The 18241-nt window shown below is 40.3% G+C and carries 9 protein-coding genes; 6 read left to right on the top strand and 3 right to left on the bottom strand.

What is annotated here, in order from left to right; genetic code table 11:
- Positions 1-97: 97 nt before the first annotated feature.
- Complete coding sequence (locus FJR09_RS05565) at positions 98-3643, top strand: P-loop NTPase fold protein (protein ID WP_015079915.1); 3546 nt, start codon at positions 98-100, stop codon at positions 3641-3643.
- 378 nt (positions 3644-4021) lie between these two features.
- On the opposite strand, the gene bchL is transcribed toward FJR09_RS05565, so the two are convergent.
- The 3 genes from bchL to FJR09_RS05580 form a co-directional block, all read right to left on the bottom strand.
- Positions 4022-4924: a ferredoxin:protochlorophyllide reductase (ATP-dependent) iron-sulfur ATP-binding protein gene (gene bchL / locus FJR09_RS05570; RefSeq protein ID WP_015079916.1), complete on the bottom strand. Its 903-nt coding sequence runs from the start codon at positions 4922-4924 to the stop codon at positions 4022-4024.
- 73 nt (positions 4925-4997) lie between these two features.
- Positions 4998-6695, bottom strand: a complete 1698-nt coding sequence (bchB, locus tag FJR09_RS05575) for a ferredoxin:protochlorophyllide reductase (ATP-dependent) subunit B (protein ID WP_168653054.1) — start codon at positions 6693-6695, stop codon at positions 4998-5000.
- A 170-nt stretch (positions 6696-6865) separates the two neighbouring features.
- Entirely contained in the window at positions 6866-8158 is a 1293-nt protein-coding gene (locus FJR09_RS05580) for a ferredoxin:protochlorophyllide reductase (ATP-dependent) subunit N (protein WP_168634234.1), read from the bottom strand.
- A 393-nt stretch (positions 8159-8551) separates the two neighbouring features.
- On the opposite strand from FJR09_RS05580, the gene FJR09_RS05585 reads away from it, so the two are divergent.
- From FJR09_RS05585 to FJR09_RS05605, 5 genes are all read left to right on the top strand, one after another.
- Entirely contained in the window at positions 8552-8752 is a 201-nt protein-coding gene (locus FJR09_RS05585) for a hypothetical protein (RefSeq protein WP_015079919.1), read from the top strand.
- A gap of 132 nt (positions 8753-8884) precedes the next feature.
- On the top strand, positions 8885-12034 hold the full coding sequence (drmD, locus tag FJR09_RS05590) for a DISARM system SNF2-like helicase DrmD (protein WP_168653053.1): 3150 nt from the start codon (positions 8885-8887) through the stop codon (positions 12032-12034).
- 348 nt (positions 12035-12382) lie between these two features.
- Positions 12383-12706 carry a hypothetical protein gene (locus tag FJR09_RS05595; RefSeq protein WP_168653052.1) on the top strand — a complete coding sequence of 108 codons (324 nt, stop codon included), beginning with the start codon at positions 12383-12385 and terminating at the stop codon, positions 12704-12706.
- Between the two features lie 3 nt (positions 12707-12709).
- A complete protein-coding gene (locus tag FJR09_RS05600) occupies positions 12710-13186 on the top strand; it encodes a type II toxin-antitoxin system YhaV family toxin (RefSeq protein WP_168650437.1) in 477 nt (158 codons plus the stop codon).
- Between the two features lie 390 nt (positions 13187-13576).
- Positions 13577-17806, top strand: a complete 4230-nt coding sequence (locus FJR09_RS05605; RefSeq protein ID WP_168653051.1) for an Eco57I restriction-modification methylase domain-containing protein — start codon at positions 13577-13579, stop codon at positions 17804-17806.
- The last annotated feature ends 435 nt before the right edge of the window (positions 17807-18241 follow it).

The following is an 18241-nucleotide window of genomic DNA, read 5'->3' on the forward strand; positions in this document are numbered from 1 at the left end:
AAAGAGAAACGTAAACAAACGTATAAAACTCTTTACAACAAAAGAGCAACATAGTATAAACCAGTAACATCCACACGCGACTGGTAACACTACTGGTATGGAAGCGCCCCAAGACCTAGAACCAACAACCCCAGAACCAGAAAAGCACCTTGCTGAGTTCAAGAGTCCGGTATATACATTAGCGATATCACCCCAGGGACGGAAACGCGTTGCTGTGGGTTTAAAAGATGGCACTATTGAGATTTGGAATTTGCTAACTGAGACAAAGTTGTTAAGTTATCAAGGTCATAAAAGTCCGGTCTGGTCAGTAGCATTTAATCACGACGGCAGTATGCTAGTTAGTGGTGGTAGTGACAGAAAAGTACGGTTATGGGATGTCACCAGTGAAACAGCTATAACAGCTATAGATAGACCTTCCTGGTTTCATGGAAATTATGTCAAGTCAGTAGCCTTTAATCACGATGGCAGTATGGTTGTCAGTGGTGGTGATGATACCAGAGTGAAGTTATGGAATGTCACAACTGGACAAGCTATAGATAGACCTTCCTGGTTTCATGAAGATTTTGTCAAGTCAGTAGCTTTTAGTCCCGACGGTGGTAAGGTTGTCAGTGGTGGTCGTGACAACAAGGTGAGGTTATGGGATGTTGAAACTGGAGAAGCTATCGGTCAACCTTTCCTTGGTCATGAAAATTATATCAGGTCAGTAGCGTTTAGTCCCGACGGTAGCATGATTATCAGTAGCAGTTGGGAACGCAAAGTGAGGTTATGGGATGTCAAAACTGGAAAAGCTATCGGTCAACCTTTCCTGGGTGATGCAGATGATGTCAGGTCAGTAGCGTTTAGTCCCGACGGTAGCATGATTGTAAGTGGTAGTAGTGACAATACAGTGCGGTTGTGGGATATTTCCGACCCCCAGCGCAAGCGGCAAATAATTATCGGAAAACATAAAAGCCCGGTTTATTCTGTTGTCTTTGATCCGTTGGAAGACTACATCATCAGTGCTAGTACAGATGGTATCAAAGTTTGGCGTTGGCAGGGGTTAAATATTCATCGTATTTCCCAAGCTTTTAGTAATGATAAAGCAACTGGTGAAGACTCTCTAGATGTAACCAAGGAACTAGAATCTTTAGCTGATGTGTTAATGTTGCGAAGTCTTGAACCTCCTTTAGCGGTGGCAATTTTAGGCAGTTGGGGTAGCGGAAAATCCTTTGGAATGCACCTGATAGAAAAACAAATTACCAAAATTCGTTGTCAACAACTAAATGGAAAACAAACGTGGGGTGAACCGGGAAAAGAAAAGGATCTTTCTCTTTATGTTGGTCATGTTTATCAAATTAAATTTAACGCCTGGAGTTATGCTAAATCTGATTTGTGGGCAAGTTTAATGCAGACTATTTTTGAGCAACTTGACCGACAATTAACGTTAGAACAGCAGTTAAGAGATGTTGGAGAAAATGATTTAGCAGGAGGTGATATTTGGGGTGTCCTCAATCAGATGAGTGGTAGTGATAGAAAGGCATTAGAGTCTAACTTTCAGGAAGTATTTAAGAAGTTAAGAGGAAAAAATGTTAATGGGAATACCCTTTGGGGTATTTTTAGCCTAGTTAGAAAAGAACAACAAGAAGAACTACAAAATTTAGAAATCGAACTTCAACAAGAAGAATTAAAAATAAACAATAAGAATCAGATAAATGAAAAACAAGTAAATAAAAAATATCACCGCATAAATATAGTTATTTCGTTTCTCATTCAACTTGATAAATTGAGTAAAAATAAAGATGCTTTCAATTTTTTATTAAAATTATATGGTTTTGAAGATAAAGAAGATTTAGAAAAGAAAATTCCTATTTTTAACCAATTCAATAAATTAAATAAATATCAACTAATTAAAGAAGTCGGAGATTTAATTGATAATGAAAATTCACCTAAAGATAATCCAATAAATAAGATATTACAAAATCATAAAACAGTTAATAGTTTTTTATCTCAAATAAAAATAAAAATAATTGGATTATGGGAATTTTGTCAAGACCAACAAAATTTAAATAAGTTATCTGGCATTATATTAATAATATTAGTTGTCATACTCATAGCTTATATTTTGGGATTTCATGTTTTACCTTATATTTTACCAGCACTAAAACCCTGGATTGCTAGTGTTATAGCTTCCTTAACTACATTTTTAACAGGTATAGTTAGTATATATACTTTATTCAAAGACAATAAAAACTTTAAAGAACACATTAATTTTATATTCAAGATTTACAAAGATTTTCAATCAGCGAAAAAAGATACCGAAGAGATAAAACAGAAACTAGCTGCTAAAAAGGATAAAGCAATTAAAGATGCAAAAGATAAAAACCAGCAGAATATTGAATCAATAAAAGTAAAAATTGAGGAACAGAAACAGCGTGTTGGGTTAAGCTATCAATATCCATCTTTATTAGATTTTGTCAATAACAGATTAGAGGATGATTCTTATCAAAAACGACTGGGATTAATGAACCAAGTTCAAAATGATTTGAAAGATTTATCAGAACATTTAACCTATATACCAGCACATACAAATCCCGACAAACTCGAAGTTCTTAAAAAATATTTCCCCAGAGGACCAGCGAGAATAGTTTTATATATAGATGATTTAGATCGTTGTCCTCCTGATAAAGTTGTTCAAGTTTTAGAAGCAGTACAACTATTGTTAAATACGAATATTTTTATCATTGTCTTAGCAATAGATGACCGTTATATTGGTCGTGCTTTAGAACAAGTTTATAGAGGAGTTTTAAAACGTGGTGGTACTCCTTCAGGTGTTGATTATTTAGAGAAAATTATCCAAATTCCCTACAGAATGCGACCCATTAACAAAGATGTGACAGGAAAATATTTAAGTTCTTTGATAGATATTGAAGATCAACCTCAAAAAGATCAACCTCAAAAAGAAAAAATAACTATGTGGGAGGATTATTCTGAAAAAGGACATATGGAATTCTATACTTATTCTGATAAAATTTCTGAACCCAGAACTAAAGAAAATAATAACAAAGAAAATGATGGTGAAAAAAGCCCAAATTCTGAAAATCCAACCTCGTTAGTTGATTGTCAGAAATTCACTTCCGAGGAGTTCGAGTGGATATCAGAATGTTGTCAGCACGTTGATTTAACTCCCAGAACCGCAAAGCGACTGGTTAATATTTGCAAAGTCATTAAAATTATCTGGACTCCAGCAGCCAATGACAAAACATGGAAACAAGAACCAAAAAAAGAATACAAACAAACATTAATTGCGTTTCTCGCTTTAGCTGGAAGATATCCCAAAGAAATGCGGAAATTATTAGAAGAGATTTATTTAAAGTTTGAAGAAAACGATGAAGATACAATCAAAATACCCAAAGATGAATGTCTGAATCACTTACAGAATTTAGATATATTTATGGATAGACATAACCAAAGAGAATGGAAAAAGTTTAAAAACGACTTTCGTAAAATGCCACCAGAAAAAGAATTTGTATTTGAAAAAAGAACCTTTAACTTAGCTGTTTCCTTCTGCTTTGTTGGCGATATTGGCTATGATCCAGATGATAACTACAACCGTGAATATAGATTTGAAGACCGTCAAAAACAATATGGATTTCAAAATCCTTAAACCAAACTCTTAATTCCTCTCTGCGTCTCTGCGTGAGAAAAAACATCATACAGCGGTTTCCGCTCTTATGAGGTACAAAGTTGAATCATGAAACTCTTGTAGTGCGGGCATACTTCGACCCTTCGACAGGCTCAGGGCATCGCTTGCTCAGTACAAGTCTTGCCCGCTAGATATGTACCTCATAACACCGGGAAGTACTGTATAGCAATTGATTAATAGTTTAATCGAAAATTGCGGCAATGGCGCGTTCAAGTCGCTACTATAGTGGCTTTTAGTTAAGTATGACACAAAAAATGCAGGTGCAATTCATGGATTACGCCTGCATTTTTTCGTTAAATTCCAAATCAAAAAGCCTTCGCTTAGTGAGTTTTTTGATGATTAGTCAAAACCTAGTAGATCAAAAATTTCGCGATCCTTGAGGGGTTGAGCATACAAGGGTGTCGCATCTTCAAGCATCCCTTTCGCCAGCTTGAGATATTCTTGCTGTACTTCCAGAACCTCAGGATCAGGCTCCATTTCAAACACAGTACATTTTTTCAAACGACTGCGGCGAATTGCGTCAACGGTGCGGAAATGCGCCAAGGTTTTCAAGCCAACGCGATCGTTAAATTTGTCAATTTGATCAGTTCCTTCGCTACGGTTAGCGATGATGCCACCGAGGCGAACGCGATAGTTTTTCGCCTTCGATTGGATGGCGGCGACAATGCGATTCATGGCGAAGATCGAGTCAAAATCGTTAGCAGTAACGATCAAGCAGTAATGAGCATGTTGCAAAGGAGCCGCAAAGCCACCACAAACCACGTCGCCAAGTACATCGAAAATCACAACATCGGTGTCTTCGAGCAAGTGATGTTCTTTGAGCAGCTTCACGGTTTGACCTGTAACATAGCCACCACAGCCAGTACCTGCGGGAGGTCCACCAGCTTCAATACACATTACGCCGTTATAACCTTCAAACATGAAGTCATCGGTTTGCAACTCTTCGGAATGGAAGTCAACGGTTTCGAGAACATCGATGACCGTGGGAACCATTCTTTTGGTGAGTGTAAAGGTGCTGTCATGCTTAGGATCGCAACCAATTTGCAATACTCGTTTACCGAGGTGCGAGAATGCTGCGGATAGATTGGAGGATGTTGTCGATTTACCGATACCGCCTTTGCCATAAACGGCGATAACTAAAGCACCTTCAATTACCATTGATGGATCTTGGAATACCTGAACGCTACCTTCTGATTCTTCGCATTTGGTAACTGATGGTGGATGTGATGTTAAAACTGCCAAAATAGACTCCTAATATCAATAATTTTTTTGCTCCCCCTCTCCCTATGGGAGAGGGGGCTGGGGGGTGAGGGTTTTACTTGCCGATCGCTGCTTTTGCTTCGTAGAGAGTTTCTGAAGTAATCGAGGTGATCCCGCGATCGCTGGCAAATTTCTCGGTATTGCGCTTGATTTTGCCGCGGACAAAGAAGGGGATTTTCTTTAGCTCGGCTTCACCGTCCGCACTCCAAGAGACTCCTTCAAGGGCTTCCGCTAGGGGCGTGAGAATAACTTGATCGGAATTATTGGAGAGATTACTGGTGAGATTACTGATAGAGGCGATCGCCTGTTCGGGAGATCTGGACTCTAGGGCGCGTGATTCTTGCGATGGGGCAGTATGCAGATGGCTGATATGACCTTCGGCAAACTCGAAATCTTCCTTGAACATACCAATTAAATGTTCTTCCAGACCCATCATCAAGGGATGTACCCAGCTATCAAAAATCACATTCGCACCTTCCCAACCCATTTGGGGTGAGTAACGCGCAGGCACATCTTGAACGTGAATCGGTGCAGAAATTACCGCGCAAGGGATACCCAAGCGTTTGGCAATATGTCGTTCCATCTGAGTGCCAAGCACTAGTTCTGGAGCAGCTTCGGCAACCTTGGCTTCGACAGCTAAATAGTCATCACTAATCACGGCTTCGAGTCCATGTTTCTTGGCAACTTCGCGGACTTCCCGCGCAAATTCACGGCTATAGGTTCCAAGCCCGACAAGGGTAAAGCCTAATTCTTCCGTAGCGATTCTGGCGGCGGCGAGAGCGTGGGTGGCATCACCAAAGATGAAAACGCGCTTACCTGTTAAATAGGTAGAGTCAACTGATCGCGAATACCAAGGAAGTCGAGAAGCGTTAGGATTAGCGGCAGTAGAAATACGCGCTGCATCCCAGTTTCCCAACGTGTCAGACTGCGATCGTGCTAGAGCGTCACTCACATCAATGTCCGCAACCTTGCCAATTTCGGCAATGAAATCACGGGTTGCACTGACACCAATGGGAACGGTCTTGATCACAGGCTGTCCGAAACTACGGGTGAGCCAAGTACAAGTTGTCAGGGCAATTTCGGGATAGAGGCAAATATTAAAATCCGCATCAGGAATCCGCTTCAAGTCATCGGGAGTCGATCCCATCGGGGCGATCACATTCACATCTACGCCGATCTCAGCAAGTAACTTCACGACTTCGCGAATATCGTCACGACAACGAAATCCTAGCGCTGTGGGACCAATGATGTTCGCTTGAGGACGAATCTGGGGATCGCGTTTAGGTCTTGGTGTATTCGGTGGCGGAACAACGGGCAGGAGTAAAGTGCGGACTAGGTGATACAGCGTTTCACTAGCGCCCCAATTTTCCTTTTTGGAATAGGCAGGTAATTCCAAACTCACGACGGGGATCGGCAATCCCATGCTCTTTGCTAATGAGCCTGGTTGATCTTGAATCAGTTCGGCAGTACAGCTTTCACCAACTAGCATTACTTGGGGCTTAAAGCGATCGTAAGCGTCGCGAACCGAAGTCTTAACCATTTCGGCAGTGTCACCGCCAAGATCGCGAGCCTGAAAAGTCGTATAGGTGACAGGCGGCCGGCGATCGCGTCTTTCGATCATCGTAAATAGTAAGTCAGCATAGGTGTCGCCCTGGGGCGCATGAAGCACATAATGCACTCCTTCCATAGCTGTCGCGATTCGCATAGCCCCGACATGGGGAGGACCTTCGTAAGTCCAGAGAGTTAGTTCCATAGGTTATACTGAACACGGTTTAATTATTTGATTCTATAGGGTTTAGTAGTGCTAAACCCCTGCACATCTAGGGTTTTTGTGATTCTCTAAAAGTCCATATTTTAGCCGTGGTTAGTATATGTCAATATAAAAAAATCAATAAGAATATAGAGTGCTTCGCGCTCTATTTCTTAGACTGTTAATCTTCTACGTCTCTCAAGCGGACGCGCAAACAACTCGGCTAAATCGGCGGCTTGGTCGTAACCGTGAATCGGTGAAAATACCAACTCGATTGACCATTTTGTAGCCATCCCTTCAGCTTCGAGAGGATTGGCTAGGCCAAGCCCACAGACTGTGATATCGGGTTTCGCCCCACGACAGCGATCGAGTTGCTTTTCCACATCCTGACCTTCTGATAAAGCTGTCCCAACTGGCAACAGGTTAATTTCGCTGTCCATCAATAGGCGATCGATATAAGGTGTGCCAACTTCGACTAGCTCCATGCCACATTCTCTCGATAAGAAACGGGCTAAAGGTATTTCTAATTGTGAGTCGGGAAATAGGAAAGCCTTGCGACCTGTCAGGGCTTGACGATAGCGATCTAGCGCAACTTTGCCACGACTAGCGGCGGGGGCGATGGCCTGTTCAAATTTATCGTTATCAACATTGAAAGCATCGGCGGCGGTTTTTAACCAAGCAGTCGTCCCTTCGATCCCAAAGGGATAAGGCGATGGTAATAATGTCCCACCAAGCGAAATCAGCGATCGCACGGTATCGCTTAAAAATGGTTGGGCTAATAATAATTTTGTACCCTTGCCGATGGGGGGCAAATCAGCAGCACGGCGCGGCGGGAAGAAATAAACCGGACCCATCCCCATTTTGTCAAAAAGTCTTTGGAACTGGTCTTCTACGACATCTGCGAGGCTACCAACTATCATCAGGCTTGGCTCATCGCTGCGGGGCAGTACGGGAACCATCGATCCCAAACAGGCATCTTCGCCTTGGGTAAAGGTGGTTTCGATGCCACTACCTGAATAATTAAGAATCCGAACTTTAGGAAAAAATCTCTGGTTGAGTCGTTCCGCAGCTTTGGCAAGATCGAGCTTAATTACTTCAGAGGGACATGATCCCACTAAAAATAATGTCCCAATGTCAGGGCGGCGCTCTAGTAACTGATCAACAACACGGTCTAATTCGTCATTAGCATCAGCGAGTCCTGCCAAATCCCGTTCACCGAGAATGGCTGTACCAAATCTTGGCTCCGCAAAAATCATTACGCCAGCCGCAGATTGGATCAAATGGGCGCAGGTACGCGATCCCACCACCAGAAAAAAAGCATCCTGCATTTTGCGGTGCAGCCAGACAATACCTGTCAAGCCACAAAATACTTCTCTCTGTCCTCGTTCTTTGAGTACGGGGATATCAGCGATAGCTTTGGGACTATATGTTTGAACAGGAACTTCCGTGCAAGGCTCTAGAGCCATGTTTTGCTCTCCTTTGGGGCTTAAATCCCTAATGTTTCGTTTTTATGACCGCCCTAAGTTTTGCAGGGCTGAGTCATGTCATGGTTGCGGAAATGCGCGATAGCGTTCGCATTGCGTCCCGGAGGGAACTAGCGCGACCTAGGAATCGCATGGCGATCGATAAGTTAGTTGTCTTTACTATATTGACTAAAACCTAGAGATGGGGCAAAAAGTTGCAAAGGTTTACAGGAGTATAAGGATCTGCAATTTCTTTTGAGGCGACAATGAGTAAATATATTTAGGGAATACAAGCTAATAATCGTCAGCCCAATAGTTTTTAATTTGATGGTTTGTTCTTTAATCGAAATCAAGATATGTAATGACTTTTGACTTCCGCCCTGCGGTACTAGTCGTTTGCCATTGTTGAATTTACCCGATGATGTCTTGGAAACCTTGCGGCAGGGTCAACGAGAATCCACCAAAGCTAGGGCGATCGCTAAAGTTAAAGATGAAGATGAACGTAGGGAACTACTAGATAAAGTTATTCATGAAAATCTATCTTTAAGTGAGATTAAGCAGTTACTAAAGGACGGAGACTTGGCCCGAGGCAACTGAAACTTTAGAAGTGGAAGACCCGAAAGTTGGACGAGTGAAAGTCATGCGTTGGAGTGGATTTCATATGATGTGTATTTAAATGCTAAATTACCAACAGGCTAAACACCAGACTCATTTTATCTTGAATTACTTATGACCGTAGTTAGAGCTATTCCCGAACAAGGTCAACTGGTGAATGTGCGATCGCGTCAATATGTTGTCAGTGATGTTCATCATACCAGCTTACCCACTAACCCCGTGTTGGGTGGAGTGACAAAAACCCAGCATTTGGTCAAACTCTCTTCTGTAGAAGATGATGGTTTGGGAGAAGAACTACAGGTTATATGGGAATTGGAAGTGGGGGCGCATATTTATGAAAAAATGGAATTACCCCAACCCAAAGGTTTTGACTCACCAGAACGGTTAGATGCTTTTCTCGATGCAGTACGATGGGGTGCAGCTTCAACGGCTGATATTCGCACTGTGCAGTCACCTTTTCGCAGTGGTATAGATATTGAAGATTATCAATTAGATCCGGTAGTACGGGCAATTCAAATGCCCCGTGTTAACTTATTAATTGCTGATGATGTGGGTTTAGGTAAAACCATAGAAGCTGGTTTAGTAGCCCAAGAATTAATTATTCGTCATCGTTGCCATCGGATTGTCATAGTTTGTCCATCTTCGCTACAAGTGCAATGGCAAGAACAGATGCGGGATAAATTTGGTTTGGATTTTCGGATTGTTGACAGTGCATTAATGAAAGAACTGCGAAGGAAACGGGGTATTCATGTAAACCCTTGGCAACATTTTCCCCGGTTAATTACTTCCATAGATTTTTTGAAACGCGATCGCCCTTTACGTCTGTTGGGAGAAATATTACCAGGTGAAGGGGAATCTCTCTACCCCCGCAGGTTTGATTTATTAATCGTTGATGAAGCCCATAACGTTGCCCCCTCTGGTGGGGGCAAATATGCCGTAGATTCCATGAGAACGGCTGCTATTCGGCTATTAGTCCCCCACTTTGAACATAAGTTATTTTTGACTGCCACACCCCATAACGGCTACCCCGAAAGTTTCACCGCTTTATTAGAATTACTCGATTCTCAACGGTTTGCACGGGGGGTAACACCAGACAGGAAACAATTACAGGTGGTGATGGTACGCAGGTTAAAACAGGAAATGCAAAATTGGGATGGTTCACCACTATTTCCTAAACGCCAATTAGCAGCCATTTCTGTAGATTATCCAGCCGCAGAACGTCAAGCCCACGCTGCCTTAAAAAGATATACAGAATTACGCTGCAAGGGCGTGGCAGATAATACAGAAAAATATGCCACTGAATTTGTGTTAAAACTCTTAAAAAAACGCCTATTTTCTTCACCAGCAGCTTTTGCTAGTACCTTAGAACAACACCAACAATCATTAACTACTGCCCGTCGTCGCACAGCATCTAGTTTATCTCGACCCAGTGAAGGAATTTTGCGGCGACAGTTACAAGAAATTGAAGAAGATTTTGCTGATGATGATGTTTATGAAGAATCTACAGATGAAGCAATTACTCATACAACTCGGTTATTTAGAGAATTAAATCCTGAAGAACAAAGTTTATTAACCCAAATGTTGCAATGGGCAGAAACAGCAGCGAGATTAGCTGATGCTAAAGCCAAAGAACTCCTCAACTGGATTCATACTTATATTAAACCAGATGGAAAATGGTCTAATGAAAGAGTCATTATTTTCACAGAATATCGAGCCACACAAAAATGGTTATATAACCTCTTAGCGGCACAAGGATTAGTCCAGGAAGAAAGGTTAATGACTCTATATGGGGGGATGAAATCAGACGACAGAGAACAGGTAAAAGCGGCATTTCAAGCTCATCCTGATATTTCCCCAGTGCGAATTTTATTAGCTACAGATGCAGCCAGTGAAGGTTTAGATTTACAAAACTTTTGTTCGCGGTTAATTCATTATGAAATCCCTTGGAATCCTAACCGCATGGAACAAAGAAATGGGCGGATAGATAGACATGGACAAAAGGCTTCAGAAGTATTAATTTATCACTTTGTCGGTAAAGATTATCAGCAAAATAGCACCCAAGGAATTAAACCGGGAGAACTAGAAGGGGATTTAGAATTTCTCATGCGGGCAGCTTTAAAGGTTAATAATATTCGGGAAGATTTGGGAAAAGTTGGCCCAGTTATTGCTGCCCAAGTAGAAGAAGCAATGATGGGAAAACGGACTATTTTAGATACAACAGTAGCAGAAAAGGAATCAGAACCTGTCCGCCGGATGTTAAAATTTGAGCGTCAAGTCCGGGAACAAATTGAAAAATTACGAGAACAATTAAATGAAACTCGTCAACATTTACGACTGACACCAAATAATATTGAAGCAGTGGTAAAGATTGGGTTGGAATTAGCAGAACAACCAGGGTTAATTGAGGCTAATTTAGCAGAAGTAACCGGGAAAGCTTTTTATTTACCACCTTTGAAAAGTAGTTGGGCAGCTTGTAGTGAAGGGTTAGCACATCCCCATACAAAAGTAATTCGTCCTATTGTTTTTGACCCTGAATTATCCCACGGTCGAGATGATGTAGTATTGGCGCATTTGAATCATCGGTTGGTGCAAATGTGTTTACGTTTGTTAAGGGCGGAAGTGTGGTCAAAAGAGGGAAAAAAATCATTAAATCGCGTGACGGCGCGATTAGTTCCTAATTCAGTTTTAGAGACACCGGCGGTAATTGCTTATGGGAGATTGGTAATATTAGGAAGTGACCAACAGCGATTACATGAAGAGGTAATTACAGCGGGAGGTTTATTAAAGGAAGGTAAATTTAACCGCTTGGGTGTGAAGCAAATTGAAGCCGCATTATCGGCAGTTTTACCAGATTTAGCACCGGAAAAGATCAGAAAGACTTTAGAGAGTTTATGGAATAGTCATGCAGATTTATTAATGCAATCTTTGCAAGTGCGAATGCAAGATAGGGCTAAGAGTTTGCAGCGAGATTTAAGCAATCGGGCGGAAAAAGAAGCGGCGGATATTACTGCTATTTTAACAGAATTACAAAGGAGTATTGAACAAGAATTAAATGAACCGGAGATTAAGCAGTTGGAATTGTTTAATACGGCAGAAAAAGAACAGTTTGAGCGTAATGTTAATAGTTTAAAGGTGAGATTGGCACAAATTCCCGCAGAAGTTGAAAGGGAAGTTGCAGCAGTGAAAGCGCGGTTTACAAATCCGACACCTAGACTATTTCCGTTAGCGGTTATTTATTTAGTTCCGCAGAAATTGGCGAAATAGGGAATTGGGATTAATTTTGTCAGAATCAGGATGTCCAGGATTTGAGGATTTACAGGATGTAATTTTAGGTTTTTTCATGGGGTGTTTTTGATTTTTTTATCTGAAATGGCTAACGCCACGCTGCGCGAACAGGATGTCCAGGATTTAAGGATTTACAGGATGTTATTTGGATATTTTCTGGGTGGTGTTTGATATTTGTTATTTGTCTGATAGCGTGGCGTTAGCCATATCAGGATAACCAGGATTTAAGGATTTTCAGGATGTGATTGTTAAGAATTATAACATAAGTTATAACTTATGTTATAATAAAAATATATACTTGGGAAAAACCAGTTACATAAAAACATTATGGCTGATAAAATTTATCCTATTAATCCTGCAAAAATTGGTAATCAAAATGGGTTTCGTCTCCCGCAATCTTTTTTTAAAGATTATCCCCATTTAGCTAATGCTTCAGGTTATTTACAGGTATTATCTGATAACACATTGTTAGTAAAATTAGATACGGATGATACTAATAATGATGATGAAGATGAAAGTGTGATGTTAAGTTTATTTTTAGATTTTCTCATGCAAGATGCTATAAAAAATCCTGATAAATTGGTTATGTACACCCAGGAAATGAGCGAAGAAATAGATGATTTAGTAGCAAATGTAGAAATTGGGGAATAGGAAATGGAGAATAGGGAAGCTGCATTTACTTGTAATGGGTGGCAGATATTTTTTGACCCATTATTTAGTACCCAATGGATAGAATTGCGTGATAAGGTGAAAAAATTAAAAGATGAATTACCCAAAGAGGAATTTATCAAACATCCAGACGCGAAATTATTAAAAGCGTTAAATATTGGGATTAAAGAAAAAATTACCCAAGACCCTTTTGCGTCATATTTCATTTTACAAAAACCTTTACAAAAGTATGGTCGTCTCAAAAAAATGGGACTACCAGAAAGATATAGATTGTTTTTTAGGGTTTTTAAAGAACAAAAGATAATTATTATTCTGTGGTTAGGTTTTCCGCGTAAGGAAGGGGATAAAAAAGATTGTTACCAAGTGTTTACTAAAAAAGTTGAAAATGGTGATTTTCCTGAAAATGTGGATCAATTTATGATTGAATATATGAATGAAGCTAATTTAGATAATTTTAAATAGGGAATTGTCTGATAGCGTAGCGTGGCGTTAGCCATGTTTAGACAATAAATAAGAAAATTTCTCATAAAAATAGTCGGTTTTAACCGACTTTAGCTTTTAGACAGGGAATTTATTCCCTGGCTATTATAATGAGTTGACTATTAAGGTAAAAGTATTTTATAATGTCAACTATTCACAGACAATTTATCAAAAACATCCTGAAAATCCTTAAATCCTGGATATCCTGATTCTGACAAAATACTATCTACAAATAATAGATGATTGAACGCGGATAAACGCCGATAAACGCGGATTTTTAACAGATAATTAATTTTCAATTGTTATCCCATCCTGTACATCCTTAAATCCTGGATATCCTGATTCTGACAAATTATTACCCAATTCCCAATTATGTCTACCGCCCGTCATCACGCTGAATGGTTATCTTTAGTTGAAGCTTCTGGTCCGTTTCTGAGTTTACCCGTACTTTTAAAGGCTTTTCCCACTGGTTTGGATGCCCATGATCCAGAACATTTAAAAATGTTACGGTTAGCTTATCAAGAATGGCAAGATAATCAAAATGGTGTGAAACCAGAGGTGGCGATTCATCGCGCTTGGGTAAATTTTGTTTTACAACAGACTTTAGAATTACCTGATGAAGTGCTATTAAAAGGGCAAAGTATCCCCACAGGTCTTTATGCTAATATTGCCCAACATGGTGAAACTTTACGTCCTGACTGGGTGGTAGTTGAACCTGCACCTCTGGGGGGAAAAGGAGGTGTGGGGAAAGTCCGGTTATTGGTGCAGATAGTCCCCGCAAACCAAAGTTTAGAAAAACCCTTAGCTGATAAGCGTTGGAAAGCTAGTCCTGCAACTAGAATGATGGAATTGTTACACGCTTGTAATGTGCGGTTGGGGTTGGTGACAAATGGCGAACATTGGATGTTAGTTAATGCACCCAGGGGAGAAACTGCTGGTTATATTTCTTGGTACAGTAGTCTGTGGTTAGAAGAACATATCACTTTGCGGGCTTTTAAAAGTTTGTTGAGTGCTTACCGCTTTTTTAGTGTTGATAATTCGCAAATTTTAGAACAACTTTTAGCTGATAGTCTCACAGACCAACAGGAAGTTACAGACCAACTGGGGTATCAAGTCCGTAAGGCTGTGGAGGTGTTGGTACAAGCGTTAGACCGCATAGACCAAGATAGAAACCGGACTTTATTAACAGGAATTTCCGAAACTCAACTTTATCAAGCGGCTTTAACTATAATGATGCGGTTGGTGTTTCTGTTTTCCGCAGAGGAACGGGGTTTGCTATTGTTGGGCGACCCGATTTATGATCTGTATTATGCCGTTTCGACGATTCGGGAACAGTTACAGCAAAAAGCAGATAAGGAAGGAGAGGAAATTTTAGAACGGCGTTATGATGCTTGGTGTCGGTTGTTGGCAACTTTTCGGGCGGTTTATGCTGGTGTAGATCATGATAGTTTAAAGTTACCGGCTTATGGTGGGAGTTTATTTGACCCCGATAGGTTTCCGTTTTTGGAAGGAAGGACGGAGGGGACAAGCTGGGAAACGAGTTCAGCCGCACCTATTCCCGTAAATAACCGGATTGTGTTGCATTTGTTGGAAGCCTTGCAGATATTACAAATTAAAGTCGCGGGAACTGTAGAACCACGCAGGTTATCTTTCCGGGCTTTGGATATTGAACAAATTGGTCATGTGTATGAAGGGTTACTTGACCATACGGCAGTTAGGGCAACTTCCCCGGTGTTGGGACTGGTGGGGACTAAGTATCAAGAACCGGAAATTGAGTTAGGGGAATTGGGAATAAAGAATGAAGAATTTAGAATGAAGAATTTAGAAATGGGAGTGGGAAATAAAAAGCCTAAGCTGGAAGATAATCCTGATTTGATTAAATTTCTCAAAAAAGCTACTGGCAGGTCAGAGACGGCTTTAAAAAAGGCTTTGCAGGTGGAATTAACAAGCTATGAGGAACAACGTTTATCAACTGCTTGTAATAATGATCTGGATTTGTTTAACCAGGTGCGTCCTTTGGCGGGGTTGGTGCGGTTGGATACCTTGGGTTATCCGGTGGTGATTCCTGCTGGTAGTGTGTATGTGACTCAGGGGACTGATAGAAGGGAAACGGGAACTCACTACACACCCCGGAATTTAACTGAGGAAATTGTCAAGTACACTTTAGAACCTTTGGTATATGAGGGTGTAGCGGAGGGGAAACCGCAGCAGGAATGGCGACTTAAATCTGCGGCTGAGTTATTACAGTTGAAAATATGCGATATGGCTATGGGTTCGGGGGCGTTTTTGGTGCAGACTTGTCGCTATTTGGCGGAAAGGTTGGTGGAAGCCTGGGAAAATGCCGAAAAGGCCAATCCTGGTAAGGTGGTGGTAGCGCCGGAGGGTACGCTGTCAAAATCTGTACCGCAGGAGTGCGTAATTCCCAAGGAAGCTGATGAACGCTTGACGGTGGCGCGGCGGATTATTGCGGATAGGTGTTTGTATGGGGTGGATAAAAATCCGTTGGCGGTGGAAATGGCGAAGTTATCTTTATGGTTGATAACGTTGCAAAAAAACCGTCCGTTTACGTTTTTAGATCATGCTTTTAAATGTGGTGATTCGTTAATTGGTGTGAGTTTGGAACAGTTGCGTTATTGGAATTTAGATATTACTGGAACACCGGAATTATTTGCTGAGGAAATTCGCCGAGAAATTGATAAGGTGGTGGATTTACGGCGAGAAATTGCAGCGTTACCTGTGTTGACTCCAGAAGACCAAAATCGCAAGGCGTTTTTATTGACAAAGGCTGAAGCAATTTGTTTTGATTTACGTCAAGGTTGTAATTTATTGGTGGGGAGTTATTTGAATAATTGGAATGAGAAGGAAAGGGAAGGTTTAAGGAAGACTTTATTAAATTCGTTTCGGGAAGGTGCGGATATTCCTGATGGTATGGGTAAGGCTTTACCCGATTTTGATAAGTTGTGTCCGTTTCATTGGGAGTTAGAATTTCCTGAAGTTTTTATTGATAGTTCTTTATCGTTGGTTGCTAATTCTGCGAGTTCTCAAAAATCAAAGTCGTCAAAATCAAAATCTACCAATTCCCAATTCCCAATTCCCCATTCCCAAAAAGGTTTTGATTCACTTGTGGGAAATCCGCCGTTTATGGGTGGTAAGAAAATTACTGGTAGTTTGGGTACAGAATATCGAGATTTTATAGTTAAATGGCTTGCAAAAGATAAAAAAGGTAATGCTGATTTTTGTGCTTACTTTTTCTTAAAGGCTAAACATTTATTAAATGAAAATGGTGGATTTGGGTTAATTGCTACTAATACGATTTCTCAAGGTGATACTAGGGAAGTAGGGTTAGACCAGTTAATAGAAGATTGTACTATTTATCGGGCTGTACCTAGTAGAACTTGGCCGGGTAGTGCAAATTTAGAAGTTGCTTATGTTTGGTTAAGAAAAGGTAGCTGGAATGGTGATTTTATTTTAGATGAAAAACCTGTTGATGGAATTACGGCATTTTTAACAAATCCTGGTAAAGCATCTGGTAATCCTTATCAATTAGCAGCAAATCAAAATAAATCTTTTATTGGTTCTTATGTTTTGGGGATGGGTTTTGTTTTAACTCCAGAAGAAGCACAAACATTAATTGAAAAGGATGCAAAAAATAAAGATGTGTTATTTCCTTATTTGAATGGACAAGATTTGAATACAAATCCTGACCAGTCTCCAAATCGTTGGGTGATTAATTTCTTTGATTGGCCTTTAGATGCTGAACATGATGACCTGAAAAATCCTAAAGGTAGACCCTATGCAAGTGATTATCCTGATTGTTTAGCGATTTTAGAAGAAAAAGTTAAATCAGAAAGATTAAATAAAGCTGCTGATGTTGCATCTGCACCTTGGTGGCAGTTTTGGCGAATTCGTTCAGAACTTTATAGTGCGATCGCAAAAAAGGAAAGAGTGTTAGTATCACCTAGAGTTAGTAAATTACTGATTTTTTCTTTTGCACCTGCTAAACAAGTTTTTAGTGAACAATTAGTTGTATTTCCTATAAATTCTAACAATATATTTGCCTTGTTAAATTCTTCTATTCATAGCTTTTGGGCGTGGCAATTTTGTTCAACAATGAGAGATGCAGGTATTAGATATTCACCAACAGATGGTTTTGAAACATTCCCCTTTCCCACATCAACCGCAAACCTAGAAGAAATAGGCGAAAAATATTACACTCACCGCCAAAAAATCATGTTAACCCGTCAAGAGGGATTAACCAAAACCTACAACCGTTTTCACAACCCCGACGAAACCAACCCAGACATAGAACAATTACGCACATTACACATAGAAATGGATAACGCGGTAGCTGCTGCTTATGGTTGGGAAGATATAGAATTAGATCATGATTTTCATGATACAAAACAAGGTATCCGTTTCACGATTTGCGAAAATGCACGCAGAGAAATATTAGATAGATTATTGCAATTAAATCATCAAAGATACGCGGAGGAAGTCGCCGAAGGTTTGCATGATAAAGGGAAGAAAAAAGCGAAAGGTGGGGGGAAGAAGAAGGTACAGGAGGAAGTGAATAATGATATGAAACAGATTGAGATGTTTTAGGGAATGGGGAAATTGTCTGATAGCGTAGCGTGGCGTTAGCCATATCAGGATGTCCAGGATTATAGGATTTACAGGATGTGGTTTTGATATTTTCTGTTTGGTGTTTGGTAATTTTAATTGTCTGAATCAGGATTTCCAGGATTATAGGATTTACAGGATGTTGTTGATAAATTTTCTGTTTGGTGTTTGGTAATTGGTAATTGTCTGAATCAGGATGTCCAGGATTATAGGATTTACAGGATGTTGTTTTGATATTTTCTGTTTGGTGTTTGGTAATTTTAATTGTCTGAATCAGGATTTCCAGGATTATAGGATTTTCAGGATGTTGTTGATAAATTTTCTGTTTGGTAATTGGTAATTGTCTGAATCAGGATTTTCAGGATTATAGGATTTTCAGGATGTTGTTGATAAATTTTCTGTTTGGTAATTGGTAAT

The organism is Dolichospermum sp. UHCC 0406, assembly GCF_009712025.1.
Lineage (GTDB): Bacteria > Cyanobacteriota > Cyanobacteriia > Cyanobacteriales > Nostocaceae > Dolichospermum > Dolichospermum lemmermannii.

What these genes read in the sequence shown, in the direction of transcription:
- FJR09_RS05565 (WP_015079915.1), top strand. Translation starts at nt 98, where the DNA reads ATGGAAGCGCCCCAAGACCTAGAACCAACAACCCCAGAACCAGAAAAG.
- bchB (WP_168653054.1), bottom strand. Translation starts at nt 6,695, where the DNA reads ATGGAACTAACTCTCTGGACTTACGAAGGTCCTCCCCATGTCGGGGCT.
- FJR09_RS05580 (WP_168634234.1), bottom strand. Translation starts at nt 8,158, where the DNA reads ATGGCTCTAGAGCCTTGCACGGAAGTTCCTGTTCAAACATATAGTCCC.
- drmD (WP_168653053.1), top strand. Translation starts at nt 8,885, where the DNA reads ATGACCGTAGTTAGAGCTATTCCCGAACAAGGTCAACTGGTGAATGTG.
- FJR09_RS05595 (WP_168653052.1), top strand. Translation starts at nt 12,383, where the DNA reads ATGGCTGATAAAATTTATCCTATTAATCCTGCAAAAATTGGTAATCAA.
- FJR09_RS05600 (WP_168650437.1), top strand. Translation starts at nt 12,710, where the DNA reads ATGGAGAATAGGGAAGCTGCATTTACTTGTAATGGGTGGCAGATATTT.
- FJR09_RS05605 (WP_168653051.1), top strand. Translation starts at nt 13,577, where the DNA reads ATGTCTACCGCCCGTCATCACGCTGAATGGTTATCTTTAGTTGAAGCT.